Consider the following 25,830-nt stretch of genomic DNA (forward strand, 5'->3'; position numbering starts at 1 on the left):
CATGCCCGTATTCAGCAAACTCGGTCTTAAAACCAGTCCAGGCGTCAAAAACAGCAGGCATATCGTAATCGACGGCGTTGCCGATGGTTTCGAAGCCTTTTGTCTTGCGCGTCTGGTCGAGGAGATCGGTGAGCGCGGGCCTGTTCTGTATATCGTCCGTGACGGTCAGCGCATTGCCGATCTGGAGCAGGTGCTGAATTTCGTTTCGCCCGATCTGCCGGTTCTGCATCTGCCGGCATGGGACTGTCTGCCCTATGATCGTGTGTCGCCCGGAGCAGACGCATCGGCGCGCAGACTTGCGGCACTGGCCGCATTGGCTTCGCTGAAGAAGTCGCCGCATCCGGCAGTTATCATCACAACGGCGAATGCCATTTTGCAAAAGCTGCCGCCACAGGCAGCAATTGCCGAGCAGGTAATTTCGGCGCGTCCCGGCAACCAGCTCAACATGAACGATCTGGGTGCGCGGCTGGAACGCAACGGTTTTGAACGTGTCTCGACTGTGCGTGACATCGGCGAATATGCGGTTCGTGGTGGCATTCTCGATCTTTATGCGCCGGGTTCAGAAGAACCGCTGCGTCTTGATTTCTTTGGCGACACGCTGGAAACAATCCGCGCTTTTGATCCGGCGTCGCAACGCACCACAGGCGCGCGCAAGGAATTCGTACTCCAGCCAATGAGCGAAATTTCGCTTTCGCCGGATATGATCAGCCGCTTCCGCAAAAACTATGTGGCGATGTTTGGCGCACCACAGCGCGATGATGCGCTGTATCAGGCAATCAGTGAAGGTCGTCGCTTTGCTGGCATGGAACACTGGCTGCCACTGTTCTACGACAATCTTGAAACAGTGTTCGACCATGCGGGCGATATGCCGGTGGTGTTCGATCATCTGGTGCATGAGGCGCTGACCGAACGCCATACAATGGTCGTCGATCATTATGAGGCACGTCTCAGGCAAGCAGAAGGTAAAGAGCCGGGCAGCGATGCCATTCCCTACAAGCCGGTCAAGCCGGAAGCGCTTTATCTGACACCAAGGGAAGTCGAAGCGGTTGCCGCGTCGACGGGTCTGCGTATCGATCTTACGCCATTTGGCACACCAGAAGTCTCCGGTCGGACGGTCGTTCATGCCGATGTGCATAAGGGCCGTAGCTTTGCGGAAGAACGTGCTGCAACCGATGTGAACCTTTTTGAAGCGGTGGTGAAATACATCGGCGATCTGCGCGGGGCTGGCAAAAAAGTACTGGTTGCTGCATGGTCTGAAGGCTCGCTCGACCGTCTCTTACAGGTGCTGGACGAGCACGGCCTTGAGAAAATCGAAACTGTTGATCGCCTTTCGACGGTTAAGGCGCTTTCACGTGACAAAATCACAGCAGCCGTTCTTGCGGTCGAAAGCGGCTTTGATGCAGGCGATCTGGTCGTCGTTGCCGAACAGGATATTCTTGGTGACCGTCTTGTACGCCGTACCAAGCGCCGCAAACGCGATCAGGATTTCATTTCCGAAGTGGCGTCGCTCTCAGCGGGCGATATCGTCGTCCACGTCGATCACGGTATCGGGCGGTTTATTGGTCTCAAGACGATCACGGCGGCGGGTGCGCCACATGATTGTCTGGAGATACATTATGCCGGCGATGATCGGCTGTTCCTGCCGGTTGAAAATATCGAGTTGCTTTCTCGCTTCGGCTCGGAAGGGTCTGAAGCTGTTCTTGATAAGCTTGGCGGCGGCGCATGGCAGATGCGCAAGGCCAAACTCAAGAAGCGCCTGCTTGAAATCGCCGGTCATCTGATCCAGATTGCTGCTGAACGGCAGATGCGTGGCGCGCCGTCCATGACGCCCCCCGATGGACTTTATGCCGAATTTGCCGCGCGCTTCCCTTATGATGAAACCGAAGATCAGCTGCGTGCGATTGATGCCATCACTGACGATCTTGCGGCAGGCAAGCCGATGGATCGCCTCATCTGCGGTGACGTCGGTTTTGGCAAAACGGAAGTGGCACTGCGCGCAGCTTTTGTTGCTGCCTTGAGCGGCTTTCAGGTGGCGGTGGTCGTGCCAACGACACTTCTGTCGCGCCAGCATTTCAAGACCTTCTCTGCGCGGTTCCATGGTTTGCCGGTCAATGTGGCTCATGCCTCGCGGCTTGTGGGTACAAAAGAACTGGCCGCTACCAAAAAGGGGCTGGAAGATGGCACGGTCGATATTGTTGTGGGCACTCATGCGTTGCTCGGCAATTCGATCAAGATCAAAAATCTTGGCTTGCTTATCATCGATGAGGAACAGCATTTTGGGGTTAAGCACAAGGAACGGCTGAAGGAGCTGAAGTCGGACATTCATGTGCTGACGCTTTCAGCAACGCCAATCCCGCGCACATTGCAGCTTGCACTGACAGGTGTGCGCGAGCTCTCACTGATCACGACGCCGCCCGTTGATCGTATGGCGGTGCGCACTTTCGTCTCCCCTTTCGATCCGCTTGTAATCCGTGAAACATTGCTGCGGGAACGCTATCGTGGCGGCCAAAGTTTCTATGTTTGCCCGCGTATTGCCGATCTCACCGAGATTGAAGAGTTTTTGAAGGAACATGTGCCGGAGCTGAAAGTGGCCGTGGCTCATGGCCAGATGGCGCCGGGTATACTCGATGACATCATGAATGCCTTCTATGACGGGCAATATGATGTGCTGCTCTCCACGACCATCGTTGAATCCGGCCTCGATATTCCGACGGCCAATACGATGATTGTGCACCGTGCCGATATGTTCGGTCTGTCGCAGCTTTATCAGTTGCGTGGACGTGTTGGTCGCTCCAAGCAGCGTGCATTTGCATTGTTCACACTCCCTGCCGGACGCACACTGACCGCCACTGCCGAACGTCGCCTTAAGGTTCTGCAATCGCTCGATACACTTGGCGCAGGCTTCCAGCTTGCAAGTCACGACATGGATATTCGCGGTGCGGGCAATCTGCTCGGCGAAGAGCAGTCGGGTCACATCAAGGAAGTCGGCTTCGAACTATATCAGCAGATGCTGGAAGAGGCGGTCGCGACGCTCAAGGGCACAATTGAGGTTGAAGACAGCCAGTGGTCGCCACAGATTGCGATTGGTACAGCTGTCATGATCCCGGAAGCTTATGTGCCTGATCTGCAATTGCGTCTTGGGCTCTATCGTCGTCTGGCCGATCTTGAAGAACCGCAGGATATCGACGCCTTTGGCGCAGAACTGATCGACCGTTTCGGCCCGATGCCGGAAGAAGTGCAGCACTTGCTCAAGATCGTCTATATCAAGGCGCTGTGCCGCCGCGCCAATGTCGAAAAGCTCGATGCCGGTCCGAAGGGCGTGGTTATCCAGTTCCGCAATGCAACCTTTGCAAACCCGGTTGGGCTGGTGAAGATGATCGGCGAGCAGGGCTCAATGGCCAAGATCAGACCGGACCAAAGCATCGTTTTCATTCGCGACTGGGCAACCCCGGAAAAGCGGCTTAACGGCTCGGCAGTTATCATGACGCAGCTTGCAAAAATCGCGGCTGGTGGCTGAGATACACAGAGATTAAACATTGAGGGTTCGGAGCCAATCCCCCGGCTCTGAAGTTTAAAAACGGAGAGAACTTTGATGCTTAAGAATGCTTTGCGCGTTTCCTGCGCTGCTGCCGCACTCGTATTGGTTTCTCAATCGGCTTTCGCTCTGTCTACGCCTAATTGCAAGGTGCAGGAGATTGAGAATTTCGTTAAGAACTTCAGCCACGATATCGCGATTCAGGAAGCCTCTACCGCAAAGACAGTCATCTTTGAGAGCATGGATATGGAAGCCGACCCTGAGCCAAAGAAGGTCAGCAGGCAAGTTCCTCTTGCTGACGTTGAATGGCCGGTGATGCCAGACGTGGAAACGCTGGCCGGAAGAAAACGGCAGGCTGAGTACAAAGATGGTGAGAATGGTAACAAGATTGTCGTGATCAAAGGCACTGACAATGGCGAATACATGGAATTCGAATTTGCCAAGCAGCCATGCTGGACTCTGGTTCGCGTATCCGACGAAAGCATGTAAGAATTTTCTTGATATTTAAGCCAAAAGCCCGCGCATCCGGATGGAGCGCGGGCTTTTTATTGTATAGCTCTGTTTTCAGCGATCTTCAGAAATTCCTGGTTCAAAGCCTTCCGCAGTCTGCTGAATGGCATCAGCCAGAACAGCCGCAGACTGCGCACCCATGACTGCATATTTCTGATCGATAATGAAGCAGGGAACGCCGCGCACGCCGATGCGATTGGCGGTATCGATTTCCTCACGGATCGTGGCCTTATCGGCATCCGTTTGCAGAAGCCGGGCGACGACTGGCGCTTCCATGCCGATGCTTGCTGCGGCATCAACGAGCACGTCATGGTCACCGATGTCCTGTCCCTGCTCGAAATAGAGCGAGAACAGTGTGCCGACGAGCTTATCCTGCTTTCCCGGACCAGCTTGTGCAGCCCAATGGATCAGACGATGTGCATCAAGCGTGTTCGGTGCCCGCGTGATAGCCTCGAAATCGAAGACGATATCGTTCTCTTCGCCAAGCTCAGTGAGTTGCTTATGAATGTCGTCAATCTTCGAGCCGGTGCCGAATTTTTCGCGCATATAGGCCTGACGATCTTTGCCCTGCGCAGGCAAAGACGGGTCAAGCTGATAAGGACGCCAGCGGACCTCGGCATCGACGTCGGGCGCTAGTGCAAGGGCCTGTTCCAGCCTTTTGCGGCCAAGGAAGCACCATGGGCAGACGACATCTGAAACAACATCGATGGTGATTTTTCTTGCGGTCATAAAGGTGCTCCGTTCGACGAGCAGGAGACGTATTCTCCTGCTCGCTTATCTTTATAATTCCAAAATGTAGGGTGAATTACGGCCTTATCAACTGACGCTATTGGGCGACCTGCCACCATGTGGGAAGCTGATAGCCATACAGCGATGTTTTCGCCGGATGTCCGATCCGATCCCAGCGCGCTACCCACTGATAAGGCAGATAATAGAGCGGGATATAGTAGTCTCCGGATATGAGAATGCGGTCGAGCGCGCGAACGGCGCTGACGAAATCTTCACGTTTGCGTGCGGCAAGCATTGCTTCGATCATGGCATCCACCGCCGGATCGGCAACGCCGGGATAATTGAAGCTACCCTGAGCTTCGCGCGATGCTGAGCCCCAGCGCTGCCATTGTTCGTTGCCCGGTGATAGTGAGCCGGTCAAGGCGCCGAGGATCATGTCATAGTCAAAGGTCTGCAGGCGTTGCTGATATTGTGCATCGTCGGCACTGCGAATTTCGGCATCGATACCAAGGCGTCCAAGATTACGCTTATAGGCAAGTGCTACTTTTTCCTCGTCTGGCGAGCGTGTCATGATCTCAAACTGCAAAGGCTTGCCGGATGGATCTATCGCTTTGCCGTGCTCGAAAGAGAAACCCGCCTCAATGAGAAGCTCGTAGGCTGCCTTTGCCGGTCCGCGATCATGACCACTCCCATCTGTGGTCGACGGATGCCACGTTCCATCCAGAACGTCCTTTCGAACGGCATCGGGGAACGGTTGTAGCAACTCGCGTTCGCGCGCGCTTGCAGGCTTGCCAACGGATGACAGCTCTGAGCCTTCCCAGAAGCTTTGCAGGCGGTTGTACTGATCAGCAAAGAGATTGCGATTGGCCCATTCGAAATCAAACAACAGTCCCAGCGCCTGTCTCACGCGGCGATCTTCGAAAACCGGACGACGCGTGTTGAAGACAAAGCCCAGCATGTTTGCCGGTGTACCTTTCTCGAAGTTCTCTTTGATGACCTTTCCCTGTGTCACAGCCGGGAAATCATAGAACTTCTCCCAGCGTGTCGGGTTGCCTTCAAGAAACACATCGAGCAGTCCTTTCTTGAAGGACTCAAACAAGGCCGTTTCGTTGCGATAATATTCGATGCTCAGGGTTTCAAAATTATCGAAACCGCGTCGAACGGGCAGGTCCTTGCCCCAATAGTCAGGATTCAGTTTGTAAACGATGCGCTGGCCTGGTTGCACGCCAGATACAATGTAGGGACCGCTGCCGACCGGCGCTTTAAGCGTCGAATTGCCGAAAGTCGCAGGATCGATTGCATGCTTGGGAAGAACCGGCATGGTTGCAGCAATCAGCAGTGGGAATTCGCGGTCCGACTTGTCATTGAAGACAAAGCGCACCGAACGTTCACCGGTCTTCTCGATCTTTTCAATCCGGCTCATACGATTGTTATAAGGTGGGCGACCTTTCTCGGTCAGAATGTCATAGGTGAAGATGACATCATCCACGGTGACAGGCTCACCGTCGGACCATTTGGCTTTCGGGTTAAGCGTAAATTCGACCCATTTTCGTTCCGGATCGACTGCAACTTTTTCAGCAAGCAGCCCATAAAGGGTAAACGGCTCGTCGCGTGAACGCTGCATGAGCGTTTCATAGAGAAGATTGCCAAAGTCGAGATCGCCGAACAGACCGCGGGCGGTCGTGCGCATACTTTTGAGCACGAATGGATTGAGACTATCAAATGTTCCGACCACACCCATTTTAAGCGCACCACCTTTGGGCGCATCCGGGTTCGCATAAGGAAAATGCGTAAAATCAGCGGGCAGGGCCACGTCGCCATGCATTGAAAGCGCATAATTGGGCGAAGCGTTATTTTCCGCTTGTGCTGAAGCAATGCTCGCAAAGATGCCAATCAGGCTTGCTAAAGCTGTGTTGCGGAAAAGAGCAAACAATCCAGTCAACTTTCTCGCGTCCCCGTTCAACTTGATAGGTCCATTGTAAATAAGTGTGAGTTTAGTATTGATTCGTGTGGCGAAATTAGCATGAACCTTGCATTTGTGCGGATTAAGAGCGTGTCTGGCGCGCGACAGTGCAGATTAAAACAAAAAATATGGCGTATTTTGCTGTCTGAATGTGGTCGACCATCTGGATTCACAGCTGAAGTCGTTGTAACACGGCCCTCGGATTGGGATGATAAGTCCCGGAGGTCACGCTGTTGCCGCATTTTCAAATCAGTGACGGTCTATCGCTGACTCAAACCAGAGACCGGAAGATCAAAGCCTTGGAAGGAAACTGTTGATCATGACCAGCACGAAGACAATCGCTGCCGCATCTGCATTTGCTGGCGCGTTCGCCCTGCTTGCTTCTGCGACGATGCCTGCAGCCGCACAGCAGCAGCCGCCACAGGGCTGGTTCAAGGTTTGCTCGAAGCAGGAAGATAACGACATCTGCAACACGCAGAACATTATCACTGCTGACTCCGGCCAGCTGTTGACCGCTGTCAACCTCATCGAAATCAAGGGCAAGATCAATCGTAAGATTTTTCAGGTCACCGTACCGATTGGCCGTTTGATCCCTGCTGGCGTCGGTTTGCAGATCGACAACAACAAGCCAACCAAGCTTGAATACGGCATCTGCTTCCCGGATCGCTGCATTGCGGAAGCTCCGCTTTCCGACGATCTGATCAATGCTCTCAAGAAGGGCAGCAAGGTAACTCTGACTTCGGTCAACTACCAGAACAAGCAGAACCCGATTCCAGTTGCATTGACGGGCTTTTCGGCAGCTCTTACGGGCCCGGGCTTGAAGCAGTCTGAACTTGAAGAACGTCAGAAGGAACTTCAGGACGCTGTTGCAAAGCGCCAGAAGGAATTTGAAGAAAAGATGAAGGCTGAACAGGCCAAGGCAAAGGGTGCAGCTAACTAAGCTGCTCTGATGCAAGGAATTTAAAAGGGCGCTTCAAAGCGCCCTTTTTTGTTGCACTATTCAATGAAAGAACCCGTAATACCGAAGTTCATTGAGTGAAACTCATTGGACTTTGGTTAAGCCTGAGTGGCGATTGAACTTTATCAAGGCGTGATGCATTAGCATCTTGAGCCGCCTTGGTATAAAGCTCAGTTTGCGTGCAGTTTTACGCGATATGATCCGTTTTCCAGACGCTCAAACATATCGTTGAGCTGTGGATGGCGAAGCGGTTCATCGCTGAGATCGGGAACAAGATTCTGTTCCGAAACATAGGCCACATATTCCGACTCTGAATTCTCAGCCAGCAAATGGTAGAATGGCTGATCGCGACGCGGACGCCCTTCTTCGGGAATGGATTCATACCATTCTTCCGTATTGGCGAATTCCGGATCGACGTCGAAAATGATCCCGCGGAAGGGAAACAGTCGATGCTTGACCACCTGTCCGATCTGAAACTTAGCGTGTTTTATCTGTGCCATACTCATAAGACATATGTAGTTCACCGCGCGCCGAAATAAAGCTGCGGGAGGTTTCAGGGTCGATTATTGGAGCGCTTTATTGCTTTGGTGACGTTTTCCCGCGTTCGGCCAAGCTTGGAAGCTTAGGCATAAACTGCGAAAAACCACTGCCGGGACGCAAACCCTCGCGCATGAAGAATGCTCTGAGCGGTGCGAATGAACGCAGCATTTCAAGGCCCACGCCGCGTGCAATCTGTGCTGGCAGCATTGGAGATAACAGGGATCGGTTCAGCGCATCAACAGATCCCGTGCGCGCCAGAATGTCTGGGCGACGACCGCGATCATAAGCGCGCGTGACACGATCCGAACCGGGATCCGATGGATCACTTGTAATGGCCTTCACAAGCGTTTCCACATCGCGCGTCCCGAGATTAAGGCCCTGCGCGCCGATTGGGGGAAACACGTGAGCAGCTTCGCCTATCAGCACCGTGCGCTTGGCAGCAAAAGCATGCGGAACCAGACCAGAGAGCGGCCACGCCTGAGGACGGATGTCCAGAGTGACCTTACCGAGCATGGACTGCATCATTTCTTCTATGCGCTGACCAAGCGTTTCATCGTCAAGTGCGAGCAGCGTTTCTGCACGTCCTGGATTAACCACCCAGACAAGGCTGGAACGCTTGCCCTTGAGCGGAACCTGTGTGAACGGCCCTTCTTCGGTATGAAACTCGGTCGAGATATTTTCATGATCGACCGTATGGCTGAACGACAGCACAACAGCTGTCTGCGGATAGCTCCAGCGGCGCGTGCGAATGCCTGCGGCTTCGCGTGCGGCTGAGTTGCGGCCATCGGCAGCAACAACAAGGCGGGTGTGGAGCGTATCGCCGCCTTTGAGCGTGATCGTTACGTGGTCGTCATTGTTACGGTATTCGATGGCCGGAAGCGTGATGCGCTCAATCGCGCTGTTCTTCTCAACTGCTTCCGCAAGTTTCTGATTGAGTGCCGCGTTTGGAATGTTGTAGCCGAAAGCCACCTCATCAATCTCGCCAGCGCGAAATGTAACTGCCGGGCTGCGGATGAGGCGATGGGTTGCATCAACAATGCGCATAGAGGCGAGAGGAGCTGCTTCCGGAGCAATGTCGCCCCAAACGCCAATCTCTTCGAGAAAGCGAATTGCAGGCATCATGAGTGCGGTCGTGCGACGGTCGTTTTTGTCGGTTTCAGGGCCTAGCAACGCTGTCCGATAGCCTTTTGCACTCAACGCAAGTGCTGCCATCATCCCGGCTGGTCCACCGCCACTGATGACGATCTCGGTGAGGGGCTTATCGACAACCACGTCATTCATCGTATTCTATCCTTCGCCAAAATGCTGGCCGAAAGCGATTCTTATTCGTTCTGGTTCAGCCGCACTTAAACGCAAATAGGCCGAAAAGGCCAATGTCGCGTTAATTAAAACCTAATCTTTGGTGGAATGAGGGCGGTTTTGTCTCATGACTTACTTGCTCTTTTCGCCTTATTCGGGGAAAGCTTTATGAAAGATCACGACTTTTTGGCTCAGAGCCTCAGAGTTATATTGGCTGACCCGCACCCGGCAGAATGAACGCTGGAAGATTGAGGGCAGCCTTCAAGAGAAATGGCGAACGGCGTGAAAACCAGACTGACCGGAAAACTCAAAGCCAAGAAAGTGACAGCGCCGCAGGCAAAGGCATTTTCTGTTCATCTTCTCACGGCATCAGGCTCGTTTCTTGCGTTTCTGTCGATCGTTGCGGCGAGTGATGGCCGCTACACCGCAATGTGGTGGTGGTTGGGTCTGGCTCTGTTCGTCGATGGTATCGATGGCCCAATCGCGCGCAAGCTCGAAGTCAAATATGTGCTGCCCAACTGGTCCGGCGAATTGCTCGACAATATCATCGACTATGTGACCTACGTTTTGATACCGGCCTTCGCGCTTTATCAAAGCGGTTTTATGGGGACAAACCTGTCCTTTATATCTGGCGCAATCATCGTGGTTTCGAGCGCTATTTACTACGCTGACACGGGAATGAAGACGAAAGAGAATTTCTTTAAGGGGTTCCCGGTTGTCTGGAACATGGTGGTGTTCACGCTCTTTATCGTCAGACCCGGCGAGTGGGAAGCTTTCGCCATCGTCGTTGCTTCAGCGATCCTCTCTTTCCTGCCGATCAGTTTCCTGCATCCTGTGCGCGTGGTGCGTCTGCGTCCATTGAACCTGACTGTCTTCCTGCTGTGGTGCGCTTTCGGTGCGGCAGGCCTGTATTACACGCTGGATGCACCGCTCTGGGTACGTGTCGGTATCACTGTGACAGGGCTTTATATCTACTTCATCGGTGCCATCATGCAATTCTTCCCCAATCTTGGTCGGACGGCTGCGGTGATTGCTGCTGAAGCTGCGAGTGCCAAGAAGACAACGACTGGAGAAGCATCATGATCAATGCAATTCGTGTCCATCAGACCGGTGGCCCTGACGTTCTGCAATATGAACAGATTGAAATTGGTGATCCAGGTCCGGGTGAGGTGAAGGTGCGCCACGAGGCAATTGGCCTGAACTTCATCGATGTCTATTTCCGCACCGGGCTATACAAGGCGGCACAGATGCCGTTCATTCCCGGCAATGAAGGCGCAGGCATTGTCGTTGCTGTTGGTTCTGGCGTCGATGACATCAAGCTTGGTGATCGTGTCGCCTATGCTGCGACACCGGGTTCTTATGCCGATGAACGTATCCTGCCTGCTAGTCGTCTATTGATAGTGCCGGAAACGATTGAGCTGAAATCGGCTGCTGCGATGATGCTCAAGGGGATGACGGCGCAATATCTGCTGCGTCAGACCTTTGTTGTTAAACCCGGCCACACGATCCTCTTTCACGCGGCCGCAGGCGGCGTTGGCCTTATCGCAGGTCAATGGGCCAAGCATCTTGGTGCAACCGTCATCGGAACGGCGGGTTCAGAAGACAAGATCGCGCTAGCCAGGGCGCATGGCTATGACCATGTCATCAACTATCTCACGGAAAATTTTGTCGAGCGTGTCAAGGAACTGACCGGTGGCGAAGGCGTGGATGTTGTCTATGACTCGGTTGGTCGTGACACCTATATGGGCTCGCTCGATGTGTTGAAGCCGCTTGGCATGTTTGCGTGCTTCGGCCAGTCTTCCGGAACAATCCCGCCATTTGATCTGAACATTCTTGCGCAGAAGGGATCGCTTTTTGCGACCCGCCCTACATTGTTCAACTATGTTGCGAAGCGCCCCGATCTGGAGAGAACCGCAAACGATCTCTTTGACGTTGTGGCAAGCGGTGCAGTCAAGATTGAGATCAAGCAGTCTTATGCGCTCAAAGATGTGCGCAAAGCGCATGAAGATCTGGAAGCACGCAAGACGACGGGGGCGAGTATCCTGCTCCCATAGTGGGTATGAAATTGTGCCTTGGAAATATCGGCGGTGTGCATATGTCCTCCGCCGATTTCTTTTTGGCTTTTCAATTGCGATCTTGCTGGATAAGGTCTTAAAAAAATAAATTCGGGGAACAATGTCAGCGCCTTTATCCGACCGGCCTCTTTTGGATGTCCGCCGGCTCACCAAAGTATTTGGTCAACTCAGAGCCTGCGACGCGGTAGATCTCGTCATTGCAGAGGGGGAAATCCACGCGCTTCTGGGCGAAAATGGTGCTGGGAAATCCACCTTCGTTAAAATGCTATTCGGCGCGTTGCAGCCGCTGGAAGGCGAAATCGTCTGGAAGGGTGAACGCGTCACCATTACCCAGCCCGGTACAGCAAGGAAGCTGGGCATCGGTATGGTTTTCCAGCATTTCTCCCTGTTTGACTCGCTGACTGCGGCCGAGAATATTGCCCTGTCTCTTGATGGTTCACTGCCGCTCCCTGAAGTGGCGAAGCGTGCCCGCGAGATCGGGAAAGCCTATGGTCTGCCGATTGATCCGCAGGCGCATGTTGGCGATCTTTCGGTGGGCGAGCGTCAGCGTATCGAGATTGTGCGTTGTCTCCTGCAAGAGCCGGATCTGATCATTCTCGATGAGCCGACCTCAGTGCTGACACCACAGGAAGCTGATCGTTTATTTGAGACGCTGGAGCGCCTGAAATCAGAAGGCAAGTCGATCCTTTATATCAGTCATCGCCTTGAAGAGGTGAAGCGGCTTTGCGACCGTGCGACCGTGCTTCGTCATGGTAAGGTGGTCGCGCATTGCGATCCACGAGAACAAACTGCGGCGTCGCTCGCACGCATGATGGTTGGCAATGATATCAAAGTCGTAGCGCGCAGACCGATTGATGTGGCTGAAACTGCGGCCACGTCACTGTTTGAAATCAAAAATTTGTCTCAGGCCCCGCGCGGCCCGTTTTCGACCGCTCTCAACAATATCTCGCTTTCGGTAAAGGCGGGTGAAGTTGTTGGTATTGCAGGTGTGGCGGGCAACGGGCAAGGCGAGTTTTTTGAAGCTGTCTCCGGTGAGTTTCTTCAATCATCAGCGTCTGCCGTGCGCATTCGCGGCAAGGATGCAGGCAAGCTCGGTATCAGCGAAAGACGTTTGATGGGCGCAGCCTTTGTCCCCGAAGAACGACTTGGCCATGGTGCCGTGCCATCCCTGCCGTTGACGGATAATCTCTTCCTGTCGCGTTATAAGACTGATGCGAAAGCGTTTTTGCACGGTGGCAAACTGAAGCTGATTGCGGAAAGCGCTCTGCGCTCGGCTGCAAAGCGCATTATTGAAACGATGGATGTCCGCAAAAGCGCTGAAAACCCGCCAGCTTCAGCATTGTCTGGCGGGAATCTCCAGAAATTCATTATTGGCCGTGAACTCGATCGCTCTCCGTCTGTCATGGTTGTAAACCAGCCGACATGGGGCGTGGATGCAGGCGCTGCGGCGCATATCCGTCAGGCACTGCTCGATCTGGCGCGTTCCGGCTCTGCCGTTCTCGTCATCAGCCAGGATCTCGATGAGCTGCTTGAAATCAGCGATCGTATTGCTGTCATGAACCATGGTGCGCTTTCTGATCCTATGCCCATTGCCGAAGTGACGCTGGAAAAGATCGGCCTTCTCATGGGCGGTGTATCCGGCACGGATCAGACAGGGGCAGCATAATGCGGATAGAACTTGTCAAACGGCCTCAGCCTTCAAAAATCTTCAGTGCAGTTTCACCTTTGCTGGCGCTTGCGCTCACGATGGTCTTTGGTGGCCTCGCTTTTGCACTGATGGGCAAAGACCCGTTTCAGGCGCTTTACGTCTTTTTCGTTGAGCCGTTGTTTGATGTGTGGTCGTGGCATGAGTTGCTGGTCAAGGCGACGCCGCTTATCCTGATTGCGGTGGGTCTCTGCGTCTGTTTCTTATCCAATAACTGGAATATTGGAGCTGAAGGTCAGTTCATTATCGGTGCGATAACCGGCTCCATTTTGCCGGTCATGTTTCCTGAACTGCAACTCTGGATCGTTTTGCCTCTGATGATGCTGATGGGCATGGCAGGTGGTGCCGCCTATGCGTCCATTCCGGCGCTACTCAAGGTTCGTTTCAACACCAATGAAATTCTGACGAGCCTTATGCTGGTCTATGTCGCGCAGCTGTTTCTTGACTGGCTGGTGCGTGGACCATGGCGCAATCCTGAAGGCTATAACTTCCCGGAAACACGCCAGTTCAATCCGAGTGCAGTATTGCCGGAAATCTGGAGCGCATCGGGTCGCGCCCATTGGGGCTTCATCTTTGCAATCATTGCCGCTGTTGCTGTCTGGTTCCTTCTGGCCAAAACGCTCAAGGGTTTCGAGGTCAAGGTCATCGGGCAAAGCCCAAGGGCAGGGCGGTTTGCTGGCTTCAGTTCCGGCAAGCTGGTCTTCTTTGTCTTCGCTGTTTCAGGTGCGCTTGCGGGTCTCGCCGGTATTGCGGAAACATCGGGTGCCATTGGCCAGCTTCGTCCAGTCATTTCACCCGGTTACGGTTTTACGGCGATCATCGTTGCCTTTCTTGGTCGTCTTAATCCACTCGGGGCCATAGCCGCAGGTTTTGTGCTTGCGCTGTCTTATCTGGGCGGCGAGGCCGCACAGGTTGCCATCGGCATATCGGAAAAATCAGCCCGCGTGTTTCAGGGCATGATCCTGTTCTTCGTGCTCGCCTGCGACACACTCATCCATTATCGCATCCGCTTTGTAGCGGGCCGCACAGCAGGAAAGGTGTGATTAATGGATCTGACACAGGCAATCCTTCTCACCATTGCAACTGCTGCAACACCTTTGCTGATTGCAGCGATTGGCGAACTTGTCGTCGAACGCTCTGGTGTGCTGAACCTTGGCGTCGAAGGCATGATGCTGATGGGTGCGGTTTCGGGCTTTGCCGCCGCACAATATACAGGCTCGGCCTGGCTTGGCATGATCGCCGCTATCTTTGTTGGTAGTCTCTTTTCAGGCATTTTTGCATTCCTGACACTGACGCTTGTGACCAATCAGGTTGCGACGGGGCTGGCGCTGACCATTCTCGGCATCGGTGCTTCGGCTATGCTCGGCGAGAGCTTTGTCGGTATGCCGGGTGTGCGGCTTGAGGCAATCAGCATTCCATATCTCAGTGATATTCCTTATGTTGGCCGTTTCCTGTTCGGGCAGGACCCGATCTTCTACATCTCCATTCTGCTGGTTATTGGCGTGACATGGTTCCTGTTCCGCACCAGAGCGGGGCTGCAATTGCGTGCCATTGGTGACAGCCATGGCTCGGCGCATGCGCTTGGCGTGCATGTGGTGCGCACCCGTTATCTCGCTGTGTTGTTTGGTGGTGCTTGTGCGGGGCTTGCCGGTGCGCAGCTTTCGCTCGTTTATGTGCCGCAATGGGTCGAGAACATGTCGGCAGGGCGTGGCTGGATCGCGCTTGCACTTGTTGTATTCGCGTCATGGCGTCCGTGGCGCGTGCTGATCGGTGCTTACCTGTTTGGTGCGGTTACAATCGGTCAGTTGCACGCGCAGGCGCTTGGTTTTGGCCTGCCATCGCAGTTTCTGTCGGCATTGCCTTATCTCGCGACCATCGTGGTTTTGGTCATCATCTCGCGCAACAGGCGTTTGACGATGATGAATACACCTGCGTCGCTCGGTAAAACTTTCGTGCCGGACAGATAATAGTTTTGAACGGCGGTCTGGCTCCCACAGTCTGCCGTTTTATTTTGAGGGTGAAAAAAGGAGCGCAGGGAACATGAAAAAGACGCTGTTGGCAATCGCCACCGCGGCCAGCTTTATGCTTGGTGGGGCGGCACATGCAGAAGACAAGCTGAAGATCGGCTTCATCTATATCGGACCTCCAGGGGATTTCGGCTGGACATACCAGCACGACGTTGCCCGCAAGGAGATGATCGAAGCTCTTGGCGACAAGGTCGAAACGACCTTTCTCGAAAACGTACCGGAAGGTGCGGACGCTGAACGTTCGATTGAACGTCTGGCGCGTGCAGGCAACAAGCTGATCTTCACGACCTCTTTCGGTTACATGGATCCGACGCTCAAAGTCGCTGCCAAGTTCCCGGATGTGAAGTTTGAGCACGCAACCGGCTACAAGACCGCAGACAACATGGCGGCCTACAATGCGCGCTTTTATGAAGGCCGCTATGTACAGGGCCAGATTGCAGCCAAGCTGTCCACCAAGGGCGTCGCAGGCTACATCGCGTCAGTTCCAGTGCCGGAAGTTGTACAGGGCATTAATTCATTCATGCTCGGTGCACAGTCGGTCAACCCTGATTTCAAGGTCAAGGTTATCTGGGTTAACTCGTGGTTTGATCCAGGCAAGGAAGCGGATGCTGCCAAGGCTCTCGTCGATCAGGGTGTAGACATTCTCACCCAGCATACGGACTCGACCGCACCAATTCAGGTTGCACATGAGCGCGGTATCAAGGCTTTCGGTCAGGCTTCGGACATGATCAAGTTCGGCCCTGAAACCCAGCTGACGGCGATTGTTGACGATTGGGGTCCATACTATATCGACCGTGCCAAGGCTGTTCTTGACGGTTCGTGGAAGACCCAGAACATCTGGTGGGGCATGAAGGAAGGCCTCGTGAAGATGGCGCCTTACACCAACATGCCTGACGATGTTAAGAAAATGGCCGAGGAAACCGAAGCCAAGATCAAGTCGGGTGAACTTAAGCCGTTCACTGGCCCGATCAAGAAGCAGGACGGCTCCGAGTGGCTCAAGGAAGGCGAACAGGCTGACGACAAGACCTTGCTTGGTCTGAACTTCTACGTCGCAGGCGTTGACGACAAGCTGCCGCAATAAACTGTGACAGGCTTAAAAGAAAAGGGCGCTTCAAGCGCCCTTTTTGTTTTTAATCAGCGGATTATTTGCCCTTGTTAAAGCGACAATTTCATACCTTCGTGACTGTCGACAAAGCCGAGAGACTTGTAGAAGCGTATCGCGTCGGCACGAGATTTATCGGTCGTAAGCTGCACCAAACCGCAGTTGCGTTTGCGACATTGTTCAATTGCCCATTCAATCATTTGTCTGCCTATGCCACCGCCACGTATATCACTGGTGATGCGCACGCTCTCGATCTGCCCGCGCCACATGCCTTTGCGCGATAATCCCGGAATGAAGCTGAGCTGTAAGCAGCCGACCACTATCCCGTCATGCTCGACCACGGCAAGCAATTGGTTGGGATCGTTGTCTATGGCTTTGAACGCGTCAATGTAGCATTGGTTCAGCGGGCTGCTGTTATCCTCGCGCGTGGCCCCCAGCGCGTCATCCGCCAGCATGGCTACAATCGCCGTAAGATCGGCGTCAATGGCTTTGCGAATGGATATGGTGGTATCGGTCATGATAAACTTCCACGGGCTTGGATTCTGAAAAAACAAGCCTATGTGTTCGCACACCGTTACGAAAGCCAAAACAAAAAAACCGGAGCAAAGCTCCGGTTTAAAAGTTCGCTCAGCCGAACTTATTCGGCTGCATCGGCAGGTGCTGCATTGAGCATGCCGTAACGTTCTTCGCCAATCTTGGCGAGCAGATCGAGCTGGGTTTCGAGGAAGTCGATGTGACCTTCCTCATCCGCCAGAAGCTCGTCAAAAAGCTGCTTGGAAACATAGTCACCAAGTTCATCGCAGATTTCGCGGGACTTCTTGTAGGATGCGCGAGCGTCGTATTCGCCTTTAAGATCGCATTCCAGAACTTCCTTGACGTTCTGTCCGATGCGCAGTGGCGCAAGCGTCTGCAGGTTCGGATGGCCTTCAAGGAAGATGATGCGGTCGATCAGCTTGTCCGCATGCTGCATTTCTTCGATGGATTCTTCACGTTCTTTCTTCGCAAGACGCGTGAAACCCCAGTCGTTGAGCAGACGATAGTGCAACCAGTACTGGTTTACTGCACCAAGCTCGAGAAACAGTGCCTCGTTAAGCCGCTCGATGACCTTTGGTTCGCCTTTCATTCCATGAACTCCCGAATTTGTCTCGTAGAGAACGCACACGATCCATGAACAGGACCACGTTTTCGTCCATTTGGTTGTGACGAAGATGGTATTCTTCAGTCACCCTTATGATCGTTTCTACGACGTTTGGGAAGCAGCCACAGCAGCGACCGCTCTTGGACATGGCGTTATAGACGGTGCCAGGTACGATTAATCGCCAGCAGTCTTCATCAAGAAGCTGCGTAACAACGATTTCAATATCTTTTTCGGTAATAACGTTGCAGCTGCAGACTAGCATGAAAAGTAAACTCCAGCATCTGCAATGCTATGTGATTGTATAAAATTCACAACGCGGAGTGACGCACTTTGTTCGTTGCTATTGTCATCGCTAAAAATGCCGCTTATCGCGCCGATTTTTACTTCAATATTGGCAAAATGCCGTGTTGAACCGAACAAAGGTTCCTCCAATCGCAGGGGTTAAAGGCCCGAACATCAAAGGTAGTCTTGGGCAAGTCTTTAAAAACCCACCAATTTAAGTCAGGTTATGGCTGGGGTGGGGTGGTTCTGTCAAATTTTATGTTTTTGAAACGTTCTAAAAATCAACAACTTAGAATTATTCTAAATATGAGTTAAGCACCCATCTTTAAACGTTAATTAGACTTTTACATGGGGCAAAACAGGGCAGTTTTTGCCCTGCTTCAAACTTATGCGCCATTTCGCCGCACGATGTGGAAAACACCGCGTGACAGTGGCTCAAACGCCTTCAACGGCCTCGAATCCCTCGAACTGTGGTGGGCCTGCATAGAGAGGCTTGTTATTGCCAGCGTTGCGGTGGGCATTGCGGAACTGTTCAGATTTGGTCCAGAAGACGAAATCATCACGAGTGCGCCAGACTGTATGGGAAGAATAGAGCGTATAGCCTTCTTCCTCATTGGTCGCGCCGCGCAGCAGATTGAAGCTTTCAAAGCCGGGAAGCTCGGAGAGCTGGGAATCGCGGTTTCTCCAAACGGTCTCGAAATCGGCTTCGTTGCCGATGAGAACCTTGAAGCGATTCATTGCGATGAACATTGCTGATCCTTTTCTTTACAAAGATGGACTGGCTACAAAAAATCTCCAGAACAATCGCATAGATGTTCTGCCGTGTCCTGTCGGTTTTCCGGCGAGTGCGGTGGTAGGGCCCGCACTCGCCGCGCCGTATCTCGGGATATGAAGGCCACAGCCGCGGTCAGAGATGGGTGGACTTCGTAGACACGACGATTGATGTTCGGGAGGCTGTCGCCTCCCGAATGTTTTTAGAATTTCTGCGTCAGCGATACTTTGAAGTAACGGCCTGCTTCTGAGTAACGTTCAGTCACGTTAGCTAAGCTGTTTACATTCATAGCGTTGTAGTAGGTCTTGTCGAATATGTTGTAGACGCCAGCCTGAAGACGCGTGCCATTCAGTTGTTTTGGCTCCCACCAACCTGTCAGATTGACGAGACCATAGCCGGGCAAACGACGTGTTTGTGTCCCTGTTTGGGTTGAAATAGTCTGATTAACATAGGCCGCTGCGACAACACTGGTGTCAAGGCCCCAGGATTCAGCATTGTAACCCACACCGAACACGCCCTTGAAGGGCTGTGATGATGCCAATGGGATATTATCATCCAGGTTCATAGCCTTCGCGTAAGCCAACGTGCCGTGCACATTGAAGCCGTTCACGAAGTTATGGTGCGCTTTTACTTCGATACCGGCAATCCGCGCCTTATCGAGATTACGATACTCGGTCAGGCCCATTGGAAATTCGGTTGTGCGGGTGGTTACGGTATCGATGAAGTCACTGTAGCGGTTCACGAATGCCGTGATTTTACCGCCTGAATTCTGATCGCCGAAATTTGCGCCGACATCGATGCCGTATCCCTTCTCAGGGTTAAGGTCAGGATTGCCGATTGTGCCATAGCCAGCAGACAGGTAGGTGACATAAAGCTGATCAATTTCCGGAGCTTTGTAAGTCGTAGATACCTGCGCAAAGAGTTCAAGAGCTGGTGTGGCCTGCCACGAGAAGCGGATCTTTGGCGAAATGCGGCTGTCCGAATTGTTAGCATAACCGCTTATCGAATCTGGCTCATACTTAAACCAGTCGAACCGCATACCCGGAGTGATGGCAAAAGGCGTATCGCCTATTTCGATACGGTCTTCAGCGAAGAGGCCAAAGCGATAGTTGTCGACGTCAGGTGTATCTGCCTGATTGATATGCAAGAATGCGCAGGTCGGGCTTTGAACACCACGAATACATGCGTCATCACCTGTAAACGACTGAGTGCTTTTGCCGATGCTGAAATCACCGCCAACAGTCAGCGAGTGAGAAAGTGTTCCCGTGTCGAAGCCGAGATTGGTATAACCGCTTGCACCGTAACGCTCATCTTCAAGTTTGTAGTGGCGGCTAAAAGGACCTGCGAGCGCACCTTTGCGGATGGTGTCGGTGCCATAAGATCGTGTCATCTTCTGCCAGTAAACGGTTGCCCATGCATTGTTTACAATGCCATCATCCTGGCTCTCATAACGATAATCGAGCGATACACGGTCACGATCATTTTTGCGGTTTTGATTGTAATCGCGATTGTCGTAGGTCGTCCCTGCATCCGAATTCAGATTGGTGTCGGAATCATAACGATTGCGTTCAGCTGTGATGCCGATGGTGTGGCCACCTTCAAGCTCCTGCCGCAGCTTGAACATAAGATTGCTGCGATCATAATCTTTCGGATCGGCTTCTGTACGGGCTGCGCCATATCCGCCGATGTCTCCGGTGCCCTGAACTTCATGACCACGCTTATAAGAACCCTGGAACAGAACTGAGGTGTTCTGTATTTTCTGAGCGACAGCAGCAGAACCGATGAAGGATTTGTCGGAGCCATCATAGGTAAGCTTAGCAAGACCACCAAATGCCTTGCCCGGAGCGAGCAGATCTTCAGGTTCCAATGTCTTCAGTGCAACGGCGCCGCCCATGGCCCCTGAACCAAGACGGCTGGCATCAGCGCCATAGAGGACGTCAAATGTTGAGAGAGCGGAAATGTCATATGCATCGCTTCCGCCGCCGTTTACATCTGTACGGACAGTCGCATCAAGATAAGGAATTGGAATGCCATCAATGGTCGTCAATACGCGATCATCCTGAAGGCCACGAATATTTACGCTGCCAGTTGTCGTGTTCACAGCAAGGCCAGGCTCCAGCGTATTGGACAGGTCTTTGACGGATTCGATGTCCTTCTTGCGGATTTCGTCAGCAGTCGTGACGTTTGCCAAAGGTGTATCGGAAACCGAGCCCTTTGTTCCACGTGTGTTCTTGATAACAATAGGTTTCAGCTCAACGCCGTTGCTGTCAGTCGCTGCAGTTTGCTCCTGCGCGTATGCACCCGACGCCATTGCCAGAATTACGACTGCGAGACCGGTGCTCGCCAAAAATGACCGCTTCTGTTCCCCGTTTATTGCCCGCATTGCCTAGTTTCTCCTGAAGGACAAAGCAAAATTCTCACGCCCCGCCGGAGGTGAGAAATTTAAGTTTCTCAATAGGTTATGATCTCCCCATCCCGAGGGGAGTCTCAACGCTGGCTGGAAGGAGAAACCTTCGGGCTTGCTCTGGAAAAAACAAGAATTAAACTTGACTCGTTTAATCCAGTAAGGCAGTGATTATTAAACATGACTTTAGATGTCAACTAATGATTTGGTCGACATTCGGTCAGTTAACAAGACGGCTCCATAACTGGCGCAGAGGCAGAAAAATGAACAGGCGTATTCACATCGACATGCAGGTGCGGTTGCCGCGGGAACGCGTCTCCAGCCGCATGCCCGAAATCCAGTCCCGCCTTGCTGCGGACGGACAAATCAAAGCGCGCACTTCTGAATCTCCGCTCGAGCCGCAGCTCCAGACTTATGGCAGCCGTGAACTCTTCAACGGTTCCCGTGAAGTGGCGATAGAGCATGGCGGCTCTCTCTATCGTTTGAAGATCACCCGTCAAGGCAAGCTCATCCTGAACAAATAGGCAAACAACAGATGACGACCCAGACCAAGCCCTCCCCAGAGCAGATACTCAAGGCACGGGCAGATAACCCGAAAATGCGCGAGCGTGATTTCGCTCAAAGTCTCGGGATATCGGAAGCCGATTTCATTGCGGCTTACACCGGTGCAGAAGCTGACAGCGCGATTTCTGCTCGCCGCATCCGTGCAGATGTGGAAACCCTGCTTAAACATGCGCCTTCGCTTGGCGAAGTTATGGCGCTGACGCGCAATGAAAGCGCTGTGCATGAAAAGATCGGTCCTTTTGAAAAGACGATTTGGGGTCCGCACGCGTCCCTTACGCTCGGTAAGGAAATCGATCTCCGCATATTCCCGAAGCATTGGGTGCATGGTTTTGCTGTAGCAAAGCTTGATGGTGAGCATGTTCGCCGAAGCCTGCAGTTTTTCGATGCATCGGGCGAAGCCGTTCACAAAATTCATCTTCGTCCGGCATCCAATCTGGAAGCTTATGAGCAACTCGTTTCCGAATTGCTGCTCGACGATCAGACGCCAGCCATCGAAACGAAGCCAATCGCTGCAAAGGCAGTAAAAGCCGATGCTTCGACTATTGACGGCGATGCATTCCGCGAACGCTGGGGCTCTCTGACCGATGTTCATCAGTTTGTCGGCCTGTTGAAAGACTTTGGTGTTGATCGTCATCAGGCTGTGCATCTTGCCGGACAGGACTTTGCCTGGCGCGTTGATCTTTCAGCAGTCGAAGCGATGATGAACCACGTGGTTCAGGAACAGATCCCGATCATGTGCTTTGTCGGTAGCCGTGGCTGTATTCAGATCCACACTGGCACGATTGCGGAAATCAAGACGATGGGTCCATGGCTCAATGTGCTTGACCCGACGTTCCATCTGCATCTGCGTGCCGACCACATTGCTGACGCCTGGGTCGTTCGCAAGCCAACGAAAGATGGTCATGTCACATCGCTCGAAGCTTATGACGCCAATGGTGAGCTGATCATTCAGTTCTTCGGTGAGCGTCACGAAGGTGAAGTCGAACTTGCTGACTGGCGCATGATTGCTGAAAATCTCCCGCGCTTGCCGCAGTCGAGCGCTGCTTGAAAAAATAGCAGCTAAGCCTTTGTTCTGATGTGCAGTCCGGAAGTGACGTTCATTTCCGGACTGCAGTCAGAACCATAGTTTTTATGCACATCTTCAGCGGAGCGTCGGTTCCGAATTTTCCGCGGCGTGCTTTAGGGAAACAGAACATGTCAATCATTTCATCGAGCATCGGGCGTTGGGCCGCTTTGGCTGCTTCGCTTGCCTTTGGCGGAGTAGCACAAGCCGATACAGTTGAAAAAATCACTGATACGTCGCGACTTGTATCAGTCGGTGGTGCTGTGACCGAAATCGTCTATGCGCTCGGTGCGGGCGATAGGCTGGTGGCTCGCGATCAGACCAGCACTTATCCGGAAGAAGCCCGGAAGCTTGTTGACGTGGGCTATATGCGCCGCCTTTCGCCGGAAGGCGTTCTCTCAGTCAACCCGACTGGTATTCTATTATCGGAAGGAAGCGGTCCCCCGGAAACGCTGGAAGTACTTAAGAAAGCTTCTGTTCCTATCGCTATTATTCCTGACGACCACACTGCTGAGAGCGTGATTCAGAAGATTGAAGCGGTTGGCAAAGCTCTTGGGCTAGAAGACAAGGCCAACGCCCTTGCAGCAGATGTGTCGCGTGATCTGGAAGCCGCGCAGAAAATCTCTGCCAATCAGAACCCGCGCAAGCGTGTGCTGTTTATCATGTCGGCGCAGGAAGGACGTATTATGGCGTCTGGCACCGGCACGGGGGCTAATGGCATCATCACGCTTGCAGGCGGAGTGAACGCCATCGAATCTTATAAAGGCTACAAGCAGCTGACAGATGAAGCTGTCGAAAAGGCAGCACCGGATTTGATCCTCACCATGGATATCGGCAAGGACAGTATTCAGAAAGATGACCTTCTGAAGAACCCGGCACTTGCGAATTCCCCCGCAGGGCGCAGCGGAAATATCGTGCAGATGGATTCGCTCTATCTCCTTGGCTTTGGTCCACGCACGGGTGCAGCCAGTCGCGAGTTGTCAGAAAAGCTCTATGGCAAGCAGGCCGCAAATTAGAGCGCATCCCGAAAAGTTTGAAACGGTTTTCGGATAAAGATGCGCGTTAAAACAAATATTTAGAGCGCCGATCTGATTCAATCAGATCGAAACGCGCTCTAAAATATATGCCTGCCGGGGGAGAATACGGACAGGCACTCGCGGAAACCCGCAGTGAGGACATATCGAAATGACCAGCCAAGATCGCGCGGCAAATCCCGGGGGCGTTGCCGTGCGTGATCAAGTCACCAGCAAGCATGCCGGAGATCGCTCCGTGCGAGCCCGTATGGCTATTATAATTCTTGCGGTAGCCCTTTGCTTCACAGCACTCTTCAGCCTGACGGCCGGTGCTTCGGACGCTTCTGTTCTGAGCGTTATGCGTGCGCTCATTTTCGGCACGCAGGAAAGCGTTGAGGCATTCCGTCGCGATCATCTGATCATCATGGAAATACGCTTGCCGCGCATCGTCATGGGAATATTGGTTGGTGCTGCATTGGCGGTTTCAGGAGCAGTTATGCAGGGATTGTTTCGTAATCCTCTTGCTGATCCGGGTCTTGTTGGCGTGTCTGCTGGTGCCAGTCTCGGTGCCGTATCGATGATTGTTCTGGGTGGAACAGCACTCGCTCCACTTTATCTTCTGCTCGGCCTTTATGCCTTGCCACTCGCGGCATTTTTTGGCGGACTTATCACCACGCTTCTTCTTTATCGCGTGGCGACCCGGCGCGGACGCACGTCTGTAGCGACGATGCTTCTGGCTGGTATCGCGCTTGGAGCACTCACAGGTGCTGCAACAGGTGCGCTTGTCTATATTTCCGACGACCGCCAGTTGCGTGACCTGACTTTCTGGGGCCTTGGTTCGTTGGCCGGGGCCACATGGGGCAAGATTGCCACCGCTGGTCCGATCATCGCCGTTGTTTTGGTTGCAACGCCGTTTTTGGCACGCGGTCTCAATGCGTTAGCCTTGGGTGAGGCCGCAGCCGGACACCTTGGCATACCTGTGCAGCGGATCAAGAACGTAGCAATTGTTACAGTGGCGGCGGCAACCGGTGCAACTGTGGCTATATCCGGCGGTATTGGCTTTATCGGTATTGTGGTGCCGCATATGCTCCGTCTGAGCATCGGGCCGGATCATCGTTACCTGTTGCCTTCGGCAGCACTTCTCGGCGCTATCATGTTGCTGCTTGCAGATGCTGTGAGCCGTACGATCGTTGCCCCTGCGGAATTGCCAATTGGCATCATCACGGCAGTTTGTGGCGCTCCATTTTTCCTCTGGATATTGCTGCGTCAGCGCGGCGTTCTTGATCTGTGAGGCACGAGATGATTGAAACCAAAAACCTATGCGTTTCCATCGGCAGCAAACAAATCATCGAGAACATCGATTTTGTTGCACGCCCGGGGGAAGTGACGGCGATCGTCGGTCCCAACGGCTCTGGAAAAACCACCTTGTTGCGTGCGCTTTCGGGCGATCTTTCCTATGCCGGCTCGGCCTATCTCGATGGCGAAGATTTCTCAGGGATCAAGCCATGGCGTATGGCGGCACGGCGTGCAGTATTGCCACAAGCCAGTGCCTTGTCATTCCCGTTTACCGTCCGCGAGATCGTGCATATTGGCCTGACGGGTGGCTTTAGCGGTGTAACAGGTGCTGAACAGGAGAGGCTGCCTGATCTTGCGTTGCAGAAAGTCGATCTGGCGGGCTTCAGTGGCAGGCTGTATCAGGAGCTTTCCGGTGGTGAACAGCAGCGCGTACAGCTTGCGCGCGTGTTGTGTCAGGTCTGGAAGCCTGTTGTTGACGGCAAGCCGCGTTATCTGTTTCTGGATGAACCTATTTCGAGCCTTGATATCAAGCATCAGATCACAGTGATGGAAATTGCGCGCGATTTTGCAGCAGCAGGCGGCGGCGTCATTGCGATCCTTCACGATCTCAATTTGACAGCCATGTTCGCGGACAGCATTGCGGTCATGCACAAAGGCAGACTCGATACTATCGGCACGCCGCAACATGCTCTGACGGATGATCGGCTGGAACGGGTCTATGAATGTTCGTTGCGGGTAGGGGTGCCGCCAGCACAGGGCGTTCCATTCGTGCTGCCGCAATCAGCTTATGCTGCGGCACTGTAAAAAGCTCTAGAGCATTTCCTGTTTTTCTTGAATCATTGGAAATGCTCTATC

General features: G+C 53.2%; 23 protein-coding genes. 14 read left to right on the plus strand and 9 right to left on the minus strand.

Annotated features, from left to right (window positions below; all coding sequences use genetic code 11):
• Position 1 precedes the first annotated feature (1 nt).
• Together mfd and ACSME1_RS16440 are read left to right on the plus strand one after the other, a co-directional pair.
• Positions 2-3,517 (plus strand): transcription-repair coupling factor, encoded by a 3,516-nt coding sequence (mfd, locus tag ACSME1_RS16435; RefSeq protein ID WP_024900257.1) that lies wholly within the window; start codon positions 2-4, stop codon positions 3,515-3,517.
• Positions 3,518-3,592: 75 nt separating this feature from the next.
• Positions 3,593-4,024 (plus strand): hypothetical protein, encoded by a 432-nt coding sequence (locus tag ACSME1_RS16440; RefSeq protein ID WP_024900258.1) that lies wholly within the window; start codon positions 3,593-3,595, stop codon positions 4,022-4,024.
• A gap of 75 nt (positions 4,025-4,099) precedes the next feature.
• On the opposite strand, the gene ACSME1_RS16445 is transcribed toward ACSME1_RS16440, so the two are convergent.
• On the minus strand, positions 4,100-4,774 hold the full coding sequence (locus ACSME1_RS16445; RefSeq protein ID WP_024900259.1) for a DsbA family oxidoreductase: 675 nt from the start codon (positions 4,772-4,774) through the stop codon (positions 4,100-4,102).
• Positions 4,775-4,871: 97 nt separating this feature from the next.
• The gene (locus ACSME1_RS16450) at positions 4,872-6,599 is read right to left on the minus strand and encodes an extracellular solute-binding protein (RefSeq protein WP_084486995.1); all 1,728 of its coding nucleotides are present in this window, start codon (positions 6,597-6,599) and stop codon (positions 4,872-4,874) included.
• A gap of 457 nt (positions 6,600-7,056) precedes the next feature.
• Here ACSME1_RS16450 and ACSME1_RS16455 point away from each other — a divergent pair, with 457 nt between their 5' ends.
• A complete protein-coding gene (locus ACSME1_RS16455) occupies positions 7,057-7,677 on the plus strand; it encodes an invasion associated locus B family protein (RefSeq protein ID WP_024900261.1) in 621 nt (206 codons plus the stop codon).
• Between the two features lie 188 nt (positions 7,678-7,865).
• Here ACSME1_RS16455 and hspQ read toward each other — a convergent pair whose 3' ends face one another.
• Entirely contained in the window at positions 7,866-8,201 is a 336-nt protein-coding gene (hspQ, locus tag ACSME1_RS16460; RefSeq protein WP_024900262.1) for a heat shock protein HspQ, read from the minus strand.
• 70 nt (positions 8,202-8,271) lie between these two features.
• Positions 8,272-9,516, minus strand: coding sequence for a UbiH/UbiF family hydroxylase (locus ACSME1_RS16465; protein ID WP_024900263.1), 1,245 nt, complete (start codon positions 9,514-9,516; stop codon positions 8,272-8,274).
• Positions 9,517-9,804: 288 nt separating this feature from the next.
• Here ACSME1_RS16465 and pcsA point away from each other — a divergent pair, with 288 nt between their 5' ends.
• The 6 genes from pcsA to ACSME1_RS16495 all read left to right on the plus strand — a co-directional run bounded on the left by pcsA (position 9,805) and on the right by ACSME1_RS16495 (position 16,422).
• Positions 9,805-10,617 (plus strand): phosphatidylcholine synthase, encoded by an 813-nt coding sequence (pcsA, locus tag ACSME1_RS16470; protein ID WP_024900264.1) that lies wholly within the window; start codon positions 9,805-9,807, stop codon positions 10,615-10,617.
• Entirely contained in the window at positions 10,614-11,588 is a 975-nt protein-coding gene (locus ACSME1_RS16475; RefSeq protein ID WP_024900265.1) for a quinone oxidoreductase family protein, read from the plus strand. The genes pcsA and ACSME1_RS16475 overlap by 4 nt, the downstream gene beginning before the upstream one ends.
• Positions 11,589-11,709: 121 nt before the next feature.
• Entirely contained in the window at positions 11,710-13,275 is a 1,566-nt protein-coding gene (locus tag ACSME1_RS16480; protein WP_024900266.1) for an ABC transporter ATP-binding protein, read from the plus strand.
• Positions 13,275-14,357, plus strand: coding sequence for an ABC transporter permease (locus ACSME1_RS16485; protein WP_024900267.1), 1,083 nt, complete (start codon positions 13,275-13,277; stop codon positions 14,355-14,357). The genes ACSME1_RS16480 and ACSME1_RS16485 overlap by 1 nt, the downstream gene beginning before the upstream one ends.
• A gap of 3 nt (positions 14,358-14,360) precedes the next feature.
• Positions 14,361-15,281, plus strand: a complete 921-nt coding sequence (locus tag ACSME1_RS16490; RefSeq protein ID WP_024900268.1) for an ABC transporter permease — start codon at positions 14,361-14,363, stop codon at positions 15,279-15,281.
• Between the two features lie 73 nt (positions 15,282-15,354).
• A complete protein-coding gene (locus tag ACSME1_RS16495) occupies positions 15,355-16,422 on the plus strand; it encodes a BMP family ABC transporter substrate-binding protein (RefSeq protein WP_024900269.1) in 1,068 nt (355 codons plus the stop codon).
• A 74-nt stretch (positions 16,423-16,496) separates the two neighbouring features.
• Here the strand turns inward: ACSME1_RS16495 and ACSME1_RS16500 are convergent, their stop codons facing one another.
• From ACSME1_RS16500 to ACSME1_RS16520, 5 genes are all read right to left on the minus strand, one after another.
• On the minus strand, positions 16,497-16,961 hold the full coding sequence (locus ACSME1_RS16500; RefSeq protein ID WP_024900270.1) for a GNAT family N-acetyltransferase: 465 nt from the start codon (positions 16,959-16,961) through the stop codon (positions 16,497-16,499).
• 119 nt (positions 16,962-17,080) lie between these two features.
• The gene (gene bfr, locus ACSME1_RS16505) at positions 17,081-17,566 is read right to left on the minus strand and encodes a bacterioferritin (RefSeq protein ID WP_024900271.1); all 486 of its coding nucleotides are present in this window, start codon (positions 17,564-17,566) and stop codon (positions 17,081-17,083) included.
• Positions 17,532-17,843, minus strand: coding sequence for a (2Fe-2S)-binding protein (locus ACSME1_RS16510; RefSeq protein WP_084486986.1), 312 nt, complete (start codon positions 17,841-17,843; stop codon positions 17,532-17,534). The genes bfr and ACSME1_RS16510 overlap by 35 nt, the downstream gene beginning before the upstream one ends.
• Before the next feature lie 455 nt (positions 17,844-18,298).
• Complete coding sequence (locus ACSME1_RS16515; protein WP_024900272.1) at positions 18,299-18,613, minus strand: antibiotic biosynthesis monooxygenase family protein; 315 nt, start codon at positions 18,611-18,613, stop codon at positions 18,299-18,301.
• Positions 18,614-18,837: 224 nt separating this feature from the next.
• The gene (locus ACSME1_RS16520; RefSeq protein WP_435655049.1) at positions 18,838-20,982 is read right to left on the minus strand and encodes a TonB-dependent hemoglobin/transferrin/lactoferrin family receptor; all 2,145 of its coding nucleotides are present in this window, start codon (positions 20,980-20,982) and stop codon (positions 18,838-18,840) included.
• 320 nt (positions 20,983-21,302) lie between these two features.
• Here ACSME1_RS16520 and hemP point away from each other — a divergent pair, with 320 nt between their 5' ends.
• The 5 genes from hemP to ACSME1_RS16545 all read left to right on the plus strand — a co-directional run bounded on the left by hemP (position 21,303) and on the right by ACSME1_RS16545 (position 25,779).
• Positions 21,303-21,563: a hemin uptake protein HemP gene (gene hemP, locus ACSME1_RS16525; protein WP_024900274.1), complete on the plus strand. Its 261-nt coding sequence runs from the start codon at positions 21,303-21,305 to the stop codon at positions 21,561-21,563.
• A gap of 11 nt (positions 21,564-21,574) precedes the next feature.
• The gene (locus ACSME1_RS16530) at positions 21,575-22,651 is read left to right on the plus strand and encodes a hemin-degrading factor (protein WP_105706412.1); all 1,077 of its coding nucleotides are present in this window, start codon (positions 21,575-21,577) and stop codon (positions 22,649-22,651) included.
• Positions 22,652-22,797: 146 nt separating this feature from the next.
• Entirely contained in the window at positions 22,798-23,682 is an 885-nt protein-coding gene (locus ACSME1_RS16535) for a heme/hemin ABC transporter substrate-binding protein (protein WP_105706410.1), read from the plus strand.
• Between the two features lie 169 nt (positions 23,683-23,851).
• Positions 23,852-24,970 (plus strand): FecCD family ABC transporter permease, encoded by a 1,119-nt coding sequence (locus ACSME1_RS16540; RefSeq protein WP_024900277.1) that lies wholly within the window; start codon positions 23,852-23,854, stop codon positions 24,968-24,970.
• A gap of 8 nt (positions 24,971-24,978) precedes the next feature.
• Positions 24,979-25,779, plus strand: coding sequence for a heme ABC transporter ATP-binding protein (locus ACSME1_RS16545; protein ID WP_024900278.1), 801 nt, complete (start codon positions 24,979-24,981; stop codon positions 25,777-25,779).
• Positions 25,780-25,830 lie beyond the last annotated feature (51 nt).

It is taken from the genome of Brucella pituitosa (assembly GCF_965577835.1).
GTDB classification, from domain to species: domain Bacteria; phylum Pseudomonadota; class Alphaproteobacteria; order Rhizobiales; family Rhizobiaceae; genus Brucella; species Brucella pituitosa.